This window comes from Streptococcus sp. HF-1907 (assembly GCF_015594605.1).
In the GTDB taxonomy this organism is placed as follows: Bacteria; Bacillota; Bacilli; order Lactobacillales; family Streptococcaceae; genus Streptococcus.
Genome location: NZ_JADNQT010000025.1, coordinates 1 through 11,769, shown reverse-complemented (window position 1 = coordinate 11,769; position 11,769 = coordinate 1). Strand labels below are relative to the sequence as shown.

Here is an 11,769-nt window from a genome sequence, read left to right as displayed (position 1 = left end):
AAACAAGAGAAATAATGATGTTAGGGTCTTTAATTCCGATTAATTCTGTGGTATTCTTAATAAGTCTCATAAGTTCTTCCTAATGATAGTTTGCTTGCTTTTCATTATAGTTCTTATGGGACTTTTTATCTGCATTCAAAAAGCTCTATAATCTCTACAGTGGTTTTACCCACTACAGAAATTATAGAGCCTTTTTTTGTTATGGAAAAATCCCATTCAAAGAGAATGAGATTAGAGTGATTATTTGATTAAATTCGGTACTTGTTTTTCTAGTAATTTGATAACCGCCATGACAATTAAGAGTGACACTAAACGGTCAATATAGTCAGTTCCTGCTTGGACTGCTACAAGACTTGTTGTCATATCAAGTCCAAGTCCGTGGAGGAATTGGGCAAGGATGGCTGAGCCACTTGAGGTGATTCCTTTGAAGAGGATGACGGTGATGAGGGAGGAAACGATGGTTCCTGGGAGGGAAACGACCAAAGATTTCCAAAGTAGGCTGACAGCTCTGCTATTTTTCTTAACCGTAAAACCAGCCACAAGAGCAACCACGATAGCAACGGGCGAGAAGTAGAGGGAGAAGATGTCAGTGGTCATCCAGTTGATGAGGGCGCTGAGAATGGCTGCGCCGGCACCATACCAAGGACCGAGCACCACAGCAACTAGGAGCGTCCCGATGGTGTCAAGGTAGATAGGCAGGCGAAGGAAGAGGGCGATGTTAGCGCCAACGATGTTGATAGCGATAGCAATTGCAAAGAAAGCAATCAAGCGAGCGGGTGATTTTGTCATGAATTGAGTCCTAATGTTTCTAAGTCGTGTGCAACGACAGATTTTTGGGCGTGCAAGAGGACGGTCATGAAATCATTCCAGAAAAGTACGGTGTCAACTGAAGTGAGGATGGTGCTGTTAGCAGGTTTGTGGTAGAAGTCGTATTGGTCCACGACGGTTTGACCAAGGGCAATGCCCTCGCAGACGACATCGGTATAGCTGTCAAAACCTGACGCGATATTCTTATCTATGAAATAAGCTAGCGCTAGCGGATCATTGATGACGCAGCCAATGATATGTTCGTAATGCCAATGAAAATCGAAGTAAAATCCTGTAATCTTGCCGACAAAGTCAGCAACTTCAGGATTGATACGCTTCATGTATTCCAAGTGATTTGGGGTGAAAACAATCTTGCGTGTGATGTCCAGTCCAACCATTTCAATTTTTTTGCCAAGGTTAGCAAAAACGTATTGGGCAGCATGGGGGTCACACCAGTAATTGTATTCCGCCACAGGTGAGCAGTTGCCGTGTGACTTGAAGCTACCACCCATACTGACGAAACGTTTGCAGTTGTGACCAAGTTGAGGATTTGCTTTTAATGCGCGAGCAATATTGGTCAAGGGACCGAGGGCGATGATGGAAGTATCAGTTTGTTTGCTGAAGTAGTCAGCAAGAAATGCTGCTGCAGATTGCTCCTGATAAATAATCGGCTCAGCCAGTTCAAAATCATTCTCACCGAGTCCATCCATACCGTGGGTGTCTTGAGCAGAAACGAAGTCGCGTTCCAAAGGCTCATTAGTCCCAACGTAGACAGGAATATTACGACGATTGAGCAACTCAAGTGTCACAAAGGTATTTTTCAAGCCCAACTCGACAGGGGAATTTCCTTCGGTGATGGTGATAGCGACCACATCAATTTTTGGGTGCTGAATGGCATACATAAGCGCCAAAGTATCATCAATACCAGGATCACAGTCAATGATAATTTTTTCTTTAGTCATAAAACTCTTTTCTTTTTTGAAATTTTGTGTTACTTTTTCTCAACTGTGCGGAGGTGGGACGACAAAATCGAAGACTCCGTCTTCGCGATTTTTGTCCTACTCTCACGGCAATCACTATGGCGAATTGCCTAGTTACCTTACTAACTACACAAGTGACATAGTATCGATGTCACTTGTTTCGTGTCGTATGTAGTGCGGACGCAAACGAACATTAAACGAGTTCTATCGCAAAATTGGAGCCCTTCGCTTTTTTACTCTAAGGCTCAGGCAGAAATAGTCCACTGAACTACTTCTCTCTCCAAAATTCCGTGGCAATCATAACAAGGCTGCTATTGTCTGTTCACTACGGTGAAAAAGTATGCCTATAGTTCCTATTTTTAGCGTCAGCCCGAGCGAAGCGAGCCACCGAGATACTTTTCGCCGTAGTGGAATAATTAGTAAGGGCATAGTTCTTACTAATTACGGGAACTTTGAGACCTTTGGGCTCAAAGTTTAGTGATGAGATCCCGTAGGGAGCTGCTCACGTCCGCACTACTTAAGGAAAGTATCAAAAATAAGAAATAAAAAATGACCTTGGCTAACCAAGATCACACGAAAAAGTGAATTTAGGCAAACTAAATTCGGCGTCATTTTCAGTCACTTAGTTTTTTATTCTGGGAAGTTTTCGAACCAGTCCGGGCTAAGCCCGATTATGCACGAATCTTATTATAATATGGATAGGAATCCTTGTAAACCTCTTTTGTCAATTTTTAACGAAAAAACTGTTTAAATTTTCAGAAAAATCTGTTATAATGATAGCACTACAATCAAGGAGAAGATTATTATGGTAAAAACAATTCATACAGATAATGCCCCAGCAGCAATCGGTCCTTATGTGCAAGGTAAGGTTGTTGGTGATTTTTTATTTGCGTCAGGTCAAGTACCATTGTCACCAGCAACAGGTGAAGTCATTGGTGAAACGATTCAAGAGCAAACGGAACAAGTTTTGAAAAACATCACAGCTATTTTGGCAGAAGCAGGTACAGATTTTGACCATGTGGTGAAAACAACTTGTTTCCTCAGTGATATGAATGACTTTGTTCCTTTTAACGAAGTTTATGCGACAGCTTTTAAAGCAGACTTCCCAGCGCGTTCAGCCATTGAAGTAGCTCGCTTACCAAAAGATGTCAAAGTTGAAATTGAAGTCATTGCCTATCTTGGCAAAGACTAATTGCTATCAAACAGTAAGGTTGGACCAAGTGTCCGACCTATTTTTTAACTTCAATATCTTGCTAACCTAGTGTTTGAGGAGAATGATGTCAGTCCCATTTATCTTTAGAACCAGTGTGCCCTTACAAGCGGGCATATTTTTGGTATAATAAAAGGCAGAAAGAAGGTCTAGTATGCAGACTAATGGTGAGCAAAAGAGAATTAGTGATGAGGGATTGTACTTGTCAGAGTTGGATGTTCGGCTTCGAGAAATTATTTTAAAAGCACATCCCGATTGGACGATGAACCAGTTTATCAATCATGATGACTTGGCATCCTATCGACTGATTTTTCTCAGAGAAATCATCGCTAAAGCTAACAGGAAGAATGATTATGTCAGAGAGACAGTCTATGATATTAGTAAAAATACCCAGTATGCAACCGTCGATGTTCAGGAAGAATGGGATCAAAAAATCACCTTAGGGCAACGTATTGCGGATGCAATGGCACGTTTTGGTGGGTCATGGACTTTTATTATTAGTTTCGTTGCTTTGATGATTATTTGGATGGCTGTCAATGTGGTCAAACCCTTCGGAATCGCCTTTGATGCCTATCCATTTATTCTACTGAACCTGGCTCTGTCAACCATTGCTGCCATTCAGGCTCCCTTGATTATGATGAGTCAGAATCGAACGTCAGATTATGACCGCTTGCAAGCTAAGAATGATTATCAAGTTAATAAAAAATCGGAAGAAGGAGTACGCCTATTGCACACCAAAATCGACCACTTGGTTCAACAAGACCAGTCAGACCTGTTAGACATTCAAAAATTGCAAACTGAAATGCTGGTCTCATTGACCAAACAAGTGGCAGACCTTCAACATCAAAATAAAGAGCTAGCCCAGTCGCTAGCCAAATTAACGACAAAAGGAGACCAATAATGGCAAAAGAAACGATTAAACTTGTTATTGTCACTGGTATGAGTGGTGCGGGAAAAACAGTAGCCATCCAGTCTTTTGAAGATTTAGGCTATTTCACGATTGATAATATGCCCCCAACGCTTGTGCCCAAGTTTTTGGACTTAGTTGAGCAGGCAGGAGAAACCAACCGTGTTGCCCTTGTGGTTGATATGCGTAGCCGTCAATTTTTCACCGAAATCAATTCTATCTTGGACCGTATTGAGGGCAAGGATAATATTGATTTTAAGATTCTCTTCTTGGATTCAACGGATGAGGAACTCGTCTCACGCTACAAAGAAACTAGACGTAGTCACCCCCTCGCAGCAGACGGTCGTGTTATGGATGGGATTCGCTTAGAACGTGAATTATTGGCTCCCCTAAAAAGCATGAGTCAAAACGTAGTCGATACTACCGAATTAACCCCACGACAGCTTCGCAAGGCCATTTCCGAACAATTTTCAAGTGACCAAAATCAAGCCTCTTTTCGCATTGAGGTCATGAGTTTCGGCTTCAAATATGGCTTGCCTTTAGATGCTGATTTGGTTTTTGATGTGCGCTTTTTGCCAAATCCATATTACCAACCAGAACTTCGCGAAAAAACAGGCTTGGATGCTGAGGTTTATGACTTTGTCATGAAATTTGACGAATCACAAGCCTTCTATGACAGCTTGCTTAACTTGCTTAAACCAATTTTACCGGGCTATCAAAAGGAAGGAAAAGCAGTGCTTACCATCGCAGTTGGGTGTACCGGCGGTCAACATCGAAGCACCGCCTTTGCCCACCGCCTAGCCCAAGACTTGAAGGGCGACTGGGTTGTCAATGAAAGCCATCGCGACAAAGATAGACGTAAGGAAACGGTGAATCGCTCATGAGAAAGCCTAAAATTACAGTGATTGGTGGCGGGACCGGGATTCCCGTTATCCTCAATAGTCTTCGCTCGGAAGATGCCGATATTACAGCCGTGGTCACCGTTGCCGATGACGGCGGGTCTTCGGGAGAATTGCGTAGCGCCATGCAGTTGACACCTCCTGGTGACCTTCGTAATGTGCTTGTGGCAATGAGCGACATGCCTAAGTTCTACGAAAAGATTTTCCAGTACCGTTTTGCCGAAGGAGATGGTGATTTTTCTGGACATCCGCTTGGCAATCTTATCATTGCAGGTATTTCAGAGATGCAGGGCTCAACTTACAATGCCATGCAGATTTTAACCAAATTCTTCCATATCACAGGTAAAATCTATCCATCGAGTGAACAAGCCTTGACGCTTCATGCAGTCTTCAAAGATGGTCATGAGGTCGTTGGTGAGAGTCACATTGCTGATTATAAGGGAATGATTGACCATGTTTTTGTGACTAATACTTATAATGACGATACGCCAAAAGCCAGCCGTCGTGTGGTAGATGCTATCATGAACAGCGACATGATTGTGCTTGGACCTGGTTCGCTTTTCACCTCTATTTTGCCTAATCTGGTTATTCCAGAAATCAAGCAGGCGCTTTTGGAGACAAAAGCGGAGGTGGCTTATGTTTGTAATATTATGACTCAGCGTGGCGAGACCGAGCATTTTACGGATGCCGACCACGTTGAGGTGCTTAACCGCCATTTGGGGCGGGATGTCATTGACACGGTGCTGGTTAATATTGAGAAGGTGCCGGAAGAATATATGGAAACCAATGATTTTGATGAATATTTGGTTCAGGTTGACCACGATTTCAAAGGTTTGATGAAGCAGGCCAAGCGCGTGATTTCATCAAATTTCCTTCGTTTGGAAAAGGGCGGAGCTTTTCACCATGGTGACCTAGTGGTTGAAGAATTGATGGACTTGGTAGGTAAGCGTCTATGAGTTTCACCGTCACCGTCAAGGAAGAATTGTTAAATCTGCCAGATGTGGACAAGGATGAACTAGCTGCCATTATCAAAATGTCAGGAAGTCTCGGACTGACTAGTCAGGGATTGACACTCTCAATCACGACTGAAAATGCTAAAATTGCACGTCACATCTACAATCTGCTGGAGTCAAATTATGACATCCAGCCAGAAATCAAGTATCATCAAAAGACCAATCTCAAAAAGAATCGTGTTTACACTGTTTTCATGGACAAGGATGTTGAGACAATTTTGTCTGACTTAAAGTTGGCGGATTCTTTCTTTGGGATTGAAATTGGGATTGAGCAGAGTGTCTTGGAGGATGATGAACAGGGGCGGTCTTATCTTCGTGGCGCCTTTTTGGCAACGGGAACAATTCGCGATCCGGAATCTGGTAAGTACCAGCTGGAAATCTTCTCTGTCTATTTGGACCACGCGGAAGGGCTAGCGCAGCTCATGCAAAAATTCATGCTAGATGCCAAAGTGATTGAGCATAAAAATGGAGCAGTGACCTATTTGCAAAAGGCTGAGGATATCATGGATTTTCTCATTGTCATCGGGGCTATGAAGGCTAAAGAAGCATTTGAGGAAGTCAAAATCATGCGCGAGACCCGTAATGAGGTCAACCGAGCCAACAATGTCGAGACAGCAAATATTGCTAGGACCATCACCGCCAGCATGAAAACTATCAATAATATCATTAAAATCATAGATACCATTGGATTTGACGCCCTCCCTAGTGACCTTCGTCAGGTGGCGCAGATTCGAGTGGCTCATCCAGATTATTCCATCCAACAAATTGCAGATAGCTTGGAAACGCCGCTGACTAAGAGTGGGGTTAACCATCGCTTGCGCAAAATCAATAAAATTGCAGATGAATTGTAAAGTTCGGTTGGCATTACAGCTGAACATTTTATATCAAAGGAGAAAATAATGGCTTGTACAACAATACTAGTCGGTAAAAAGGCCTCTCACGATGGCTCAACCATCATAGCACGTACCGAAGATTCACAAAATGGGGATTTCACCCCTAAAAAATTCATCATAGTTAATCCAGATGACCAACCACGTCACTACAAATCAGTCCTATCTAGTTTTGAAATTGATTTGCCTGATAATCCAATGCGTTACACATCAGTTCCAGATGCTCTTGGGACAGATGGCATCTGGGGTGAAGCGGGTATCAACGAAGTCAACGTCGCCATGAGTGAGACAGAAACTATCACGACCAATGCGCGTGTGCTAGGAGCTGACCCGCTTGTTGCCTCAGGTATCGGTGAAGAAGACATGCTGACCTTGGTTCTTCCTTATATCAAGACAGCACGTGAAGGTGTTGAACGTTTGGGGGCTATTCTTGAAGAATACGGTACCTATGAATCCAATGGCATTGCTTTTGCAGATACAGAAGAAATCTGGTGGCTAGAAACCATCGGTGGTCACCACTGGATTGCCCGCCGTGTACCAGACGATGCTTACGTTACTAATCCAAATCAGTTGGGGATTGACCATTTTGAATTTAACAATCCTGATGATTATATGTGCTCAGCTGATTTACGTGATTTTATCAACAAGCACCATCTTGATCTAACTTATTTCAATGAGCATTTCAATCCGCGTTATGCTTTTGGTAGCCAACGTGACAAAGACCGTCATTACAACACTCCGCGTGCCTGGGCTATTCAACGCTTCTTGAACCCAGAAATCGAGCAAGATCCACGTAGCATGTTCATTCCATGGTGCCAAAAACCTTATCGCAAAATTACCATTGAAGATGTCAAGTACATCCTCAGCAATCATTATCAAGACACGATTTATGACCCATACGGACCAGAAGGTGACAGCGTCAGCCAGCGCACTTTCCGTACCATCGGTATCAATCGTACTAGCCAGACGGCTATTTTGCAGCTCCGCCCAGATTGCCCACACGAAACGACAGGCATTCAGTGGATTTCTTATGGTTCTATGCCGTTTGGGACAATGGTGCCTTTCTTCACGCAGGTGTCAACAACTCCAGCCTACTTTGCCAACACGACAGCAGATGTTTCGACGGATAATTTCTACTGGATGAACCGCTTGATTGCAGGTTTGGCGGACCCTCATTTTCATCATCATGACGGCGACATTGAGGCCTATGTCGAAAAGACTATGGCGCAAGGACATGCCATGATTAACCGTGTGGATGATTTTTTGGAAAATGGCGGTGCGGTAGACTTTGAGGCGGAAAATCAGGCTATGAGTGACTTTGTTCAGGCAGAAACCCAAGCCCTCTTAAACAAGATTCTCTTTGATGCCAGCAACCTTATGACCAATCGATTTGCGGTTAGCGACTAATCTTCAAAAGCAAGTTCAGCAATGAATTTGCTTTTTTTCTTAAAAAAACCTTGCAAAATATTTTTTGTTTGATATAATTAACTGGTAAAACATTAACTGGTTAATGATAAAAAAGGAGTTATCATGAAGAAGAAACTATTGTTACTGGTCAGCTTGTTGGCTGTCTTTATGACTTGGCAAGTTACTCAAGCAAAGCAGGCTTGGGCTGATAGTAAATTGAAGGTTGTGACAACTTTCTATCCTGTCTACGAATTTACCAAAAATGTTTTGGGAGACAAGGCTGATGTGTCCATGCTCATTAAAGCAGGGACTGAACCTCACGACTTTGAACCATCAACCAAAGATGTCGCAAAAATCCAGGATGCAGATGCCTTTGTTTACATGAATGAAAACATGGAAACTTGGGTGCCAAGCGTCAGCAAGTCTGTCAAATCAGACAAGTTGCAAATTGTCAAAGGTACAGGTGATATGCTCTTGGCAGCTGGCTCAAGTGAAGGGGAGCACGAGGAAGGTCATAAAGGACATCATCATGCCTATGACCCACACGTTTGGTTGTCACCACAGCGCGCCATCCAAGTTGTGAAAAATATTCGTGATAGTTTTGCCAAAGATTATCCAGACCAAGCGCAAGCCATTGAAGCAAATGCTGACGCCTACATCAAGAAATTGGAAACTTTGGATAAGGAATATTCAAAAGCTCTCTCAAATGTTAAACAAACCAGCTTCGTCACTCAACACGCGGCCTTTGGCTACTTGGCGCTTGATTATGGCTTGAACCAAATCCCAATTACAGGAGTTTCAGCAGAAGCAGAGCCATCAGCTAAACGCTTAGCTCAACTCTCAAAATACATCAAAAAATATGACATCCGCTATATCTATTTTGAAGAAAATGCCTCAAGCAAGGTTGCTAAAACGTTAGCCAATGAAGCAGGCGTTAAAACAGCTGTTCTCAACCCAATTGAAAGCCTAACCAACAAGCAAATTAAGGCTGGTGAAGATTACATTTCAGTCATGAAAGAGAACTTGAAGGCTCTTCAAAAGACAACTTCTGTCAAAGGTAAAGCCATCAAGGCAGAAGAAGATACCAGCAAAACCGTAGCAAACGGTTACTTCAAGACCAAAGATGTCACAGACCGCAAGCTCTCTAACTGGACTGGCGACTGGCAATCTGTTTACCCATATCTTCAAGATGGAACCCTTGACCAGGTTTGGGATTATAAGGCAAAATCTAAGAAAGACATGACTGCCGCAGAGTACAAAGCATATTACACAACAGGCTACAAGACAGATGTTAACCAAATCACGATTGACGGTAAGAAAAACACTATGACCTTTGTTCGTAATGGTGAGAAGAAAACCTACACATACAAGTACAAAGGTTATAAAATCTTAACTTATAAGAAGGGCAATCGTGGCGTGCGCTACTTGTTTGAAGCCAAAGAAGCTGACGCTGGCGAATTCAAATATGTCCAATTCAGTGACCACGGTATTAAGAGTCAAAAAGCAGAACATTTCCACCTCTTCTGGGGCGGTGACAGCCAAGAAAAACTATTTGATGAAATGGATAATTGGCCAACGTACTACCCATCAAACCTTTCAGGACACGATATCGCTCAAGAAATCGTAGCCCACTAATCACAAGATAACAGGACAAAACAAGATCAGCCGTGGTCTTGTTTTTGTTTACAGGTGTGATTACAGAAATTTGGTATTTGTGATAAAATAAAGGCAATTAGAAGGAGGTTATTATGGCTTATATCGAAAAAATAAAACAATCAACTGTTTTGGATTTGAAAAAAGAGGTGCCCGTTGAAGAAGAGCAAATTTTGTCTAGAACATTAGTGCAGCGTAAAGATTTGGGCATGACTATCTTTTCCTTGGACAAGGACCAGGAAATCGGTCGCCACAGCTCACCAGGAGATGCTATGGTCAATGTTTTATCTGGCCTAGCTGAGATTACCATTGGAGAGGAAATCTTTCAAGTAGCAGCAGGAGAGAGTATCGTCATGCCAGCCAATGTTCCTCATAGCTTATACGCCAAGGAAGCCTTTCAAATGTTACTCGTGGTTGTCAAACCAGAGGTGGATAAATGAAGGTTAATCTCAAGAATTTAGTAAGCTATCACGATTACCAAATCAGCAGTCGCTCCTTATCTAAAAAGCTTGAGCTTGACAAGGCTATCACCATCTACGCTATGGCTAAAGACGAAAGTATCAGCAATGAAAGCAGTCTGCAAATTAAATTACTCCAAATCCTTGACGGACAGCTCCAGCTTAAAATGGATGGGAAGGAAGAACTTTTGGTAGAAGGAGACCTGCTGACCATCCCAGCTCAGACAGTTCATTCGATTTTTGCTATCGAAAGGTGCCAATTTTTACAGCTGGAACTTTAGGTACAAAAAGAGAGTTGCAACCGAGGTTGCGACTCTTTTTGAAGTCTTATTTGAGACCGTATTAACCAAAACTTGTAGATTATGTTGGTTAATATCCCTAAAAATAAGGTTTTTTAAGTGATTTATCTCAAAAAATCTTACACGTATTAAACGTTATTAAATGCTTATGGTACCAAAAAGGTACTAAAAATTTAGGTTTCGGAGCTTTATAAAACAATGAAATTCATTCCATAAGAGAGTGTTTTTTTATGTATGTGAGATAATTAAGTAAATTATATAAAGGAGTTACATAAAATGGTAGTAGCAGAAAAAAATAGAGCAGTCACTTTTCAAGCTAATAAAGATTTAGTAAGTGAAGCTAAAGAGGTCTTAAATAAAAATAATTTGACATTGTCGCATGCCCTAAGGTTATTTTTGCAGAATGTTGTTGTTACCAATGAAATAGACTTGCTAAGCGAAGAAGAGCTAGAAAGAGAGCAATTATTTAAGCAACTTCAAGCAGAAGTAAAACAAAGCATTGATGACTATGAAGCTGGTAAGGGGATTTCTCTTGAGGAAGCGAGGGCACGTTTTGGACTATAAAAAGTATCAAGTAACAATCCTCCCCATTGTATTCCAAAAAATAAATGATACTTTCGACTACATAAAAACAAATTTTTCAGAAGAATATGCTAACAAAAAAGAGTATATTGCCCTGTACTTCATTGACGATATGAGAGAAGAAGTTGTCGTGACACACCTACTTCCCTCAAGAAGCGATTATATAAAATTATTTAAATAACACAAGAAAAGCCTTAGCAACAAATGTTAAGGCTTTTATAGAACAATAGGAGCAAAATTAGTTCGGGCTGTTTAGATAGTTTCAAGGCAGAGTCGACCCTGTATTGCTAACCAATACCTTTGAGAAAACTGTTACCAGTCAATCAACTGTCTCCTAAAGTAAAAGCTGAGAACCCAATCGGGGATTAACCTGAGAAAGCCCAGGAGGCAGCACCTCTACTTAACACTCAAACAGAGCGCTCTTTGAATGAGCCGTCACCGACTCAAACTCAGTCTCAACTTGTATTCAGTATAAGTTGTGTAAACACAAAAAGGAATAAATCCGTTATAGTAGAGTTGCGAAACATTACTAGAAAGAGATTTATTCCTATGACTCAGTTTACCACAGAACTACTTAACTTCCTAGCCCAAAAGCAAGATATTGATGAATTTTTCCGTACTTCTCTTGAAACAGCTATGAATGACCTGCTTCAAGCAGAGTTAT

Annotated in this window: 13 protein-coding genes and 1 riboswitch; of the genes, 11 read left to right on the top strand and 2 right to left on the bottom strand. The window is 41.8% G+C overall.

Translation table 11 applies throughout. From position 1 onward, the window contains the following. Positions 1 to 240: 240 nt before the first annotated feature. Both IYQ92_RS09755 and IYQ92_RS09750 read right to left on the bottom strand, forming a co-directional pair. A complete protein-coding gene (locus IYQ92_RS09755; protein WP_195676466.1) occupies positions 241 to 789 on the bottom strand; it encodes an ECF transporter S component in 549 nt (182 codons plus the stop codon). Beyond that, entirely contained in the window at positions 786 to 1,769 is a 984-nt protein-coding gene (locus IYQ92_RS09750; RefSeq protein WP_195676465.1) for a nucleoside hydrolase, read from the bottom strand. Before IYQ92_RS09750 ends, IYQ92_RS09755 begins: the two co-directional genes overlap by 4 nt. A 634-nt stretch (positions 1,770 to 2,403) precedes the next feature. Continuing rightward, positions 2,404 to 2,448, bottom strand: a riboswitch (PreQ1 riboswitch). A gap of 144 nt (positions 2,449 to 2,592) precedes the next feature. Here IYQ92_RS09750 and IYQ92_RS09745 point away from each other — a divergent pair. From IYQ92_RS09745 to IYQ92_RS09695, 11 genes are all read left to right on the top strand, one after another. Next, positions 2,593 to 2,979, top strand: coding sequence for a RidA family protein (locus tag IYQ92_RS09745; protein ID WP_195676464.1), 387 nt, complete (start codon positions 2,593 to 2,595; stop codon positions 2,977 to 2,979). Positions 2,980 to 3,151: 172 nt separating this feature from the next. Then, a complete protein-coding gene (locus IYQ92_RS09740; RefSeq protein ID WP_195676463.1) occupies positions 3,152 to 3,898 on the top strand; it encodes a DUF1003 domain-containing protein in 747 nt (248 codons plus the stop codon). Then, positions 3,898 to 4,788: an RNase adapter RapZ gene (gene rapZ / locus IYQ92_RS09735; RefSeq protein ID WP_195676462.1), complete on the top strand. Its 891-nt coding sequence runs from the start codon at positions 3,898 to 3,900 to the stop codon at positions 4,786 to 4,788. Before IYQ92_RS09740 ends, rapZ begins: the two co-directional genes overlap by 1 nt. Beyond that, positions 4,785 to 5,759: a YvcK family protein gene (locus IYQ92_RS09730; RefSeq protein WP_195676461.1), complete on the top strand. Its 975-nt coding sequence runs from the start codon at positions 4,785 to 4,787 to the stop codon at positions 5,757 to 5,759. Before rapZ ends, IYQ92_RS09730 begins: the two co-directional genes overlap by 4 nt. Continuing rightward, complete coding sequence (gene whiA, locus IYQ92_RS09725) at positions 5,756 to 6,667, top strand: DNA-binding protein WhiA (protein WP_195676460.1); 912 nt, start codon at positions 5,756 to 5,758, stop codon at positions 6,665 to 6,667. The genes IYQ92_RS09730 and whiA overlap by 4 nt, the downstream gene beginning before the upstream one ends. A 48-nt stretch (positions 6,668 to 6,715) precedes the next feature. Continuing rightward, positions 6,716 to 8,113: a C69 family dipeptidase gene (locus IYQ92_RS09720; RefSeq protein WP_195676459.1), complete on the top strand. Its 1,398-nt coding sequence runs from the start codon at positions 6,716 to 6,718 to the stop codon at positions 8,111 to 8,113. A 123-nt stretch (positions 8,114 to 8,236) separates the two neighbouring features. Next, positions 8,237 to 9,748 carry a zinc ABC transporter substrate-binding protein AdcA gene (locus IYQ92_RS09715; RefSeq protein ID WP_195676458.1) on the top strand — a complete coding sequence of 504 codons (1,512 nt, stop codon included), beginning with the start codon at positions 8,237 to 8,239 and terminating at the stop codon, positions 9,746 to 9,748. A 113-nt stretch (positions 9,749 to 9,861) separates the two neighbouring features. After that, positions 9,862 to 10,206, top strand: a complete 345-nt coding sequence (locus IYQ92_RS09710) for a cupin domain-containing protein (RefSeq protein ID WP_195676457.1) — start codon at positions 9,862 to 9,864, stop codon at positions 10,204 to 10,206. After that, the gene (locus IYQ92_RS09705) at positions 10,203 to 10,505 is read left to right on the top strand and encodes an acetate kinase (protein ID WP_195676456.1); all 303 of its coding nucleotides are present in this window, start codon (positions 10,203 to 10,205) and stop codon (positions 10,503 to 10,505) included. The genes IYQ92_RS09710 and IYQ92_RS09705 overlap by 4 nt, the downstream gene beginning before the upstream one ends. A gap of 294 nt (positions 10,506 to 10,799) precedes the next feature. Then, entirely contained in the window at positions 10,800 to 11,087 is a 288-nt protein-coding gene (locus IYQ92_RS09700) for a hypothetical protein (protein ID WP_195676455.1), read from the top strand. Continuing rightward, positions 11,077 to 11,286 carry a hypothetical protein gene (locus tag IYQ92_RS09695; protein WP_195676454.1) on the top strand — a complete coding sequence of 70 codons (210 nt, stop codon included), beginning with the start codon at positions 11,077 to 11,079 and terminating at the stop codon, positions 11,284 to 11,286. Before IYQ92_RS09700 ends, IYQ92_RS09695 begins: the two co-directional genes overlap by 11 nt. Positions 11,287 to 11,769 lie beyond the last annotated feature (483 nt).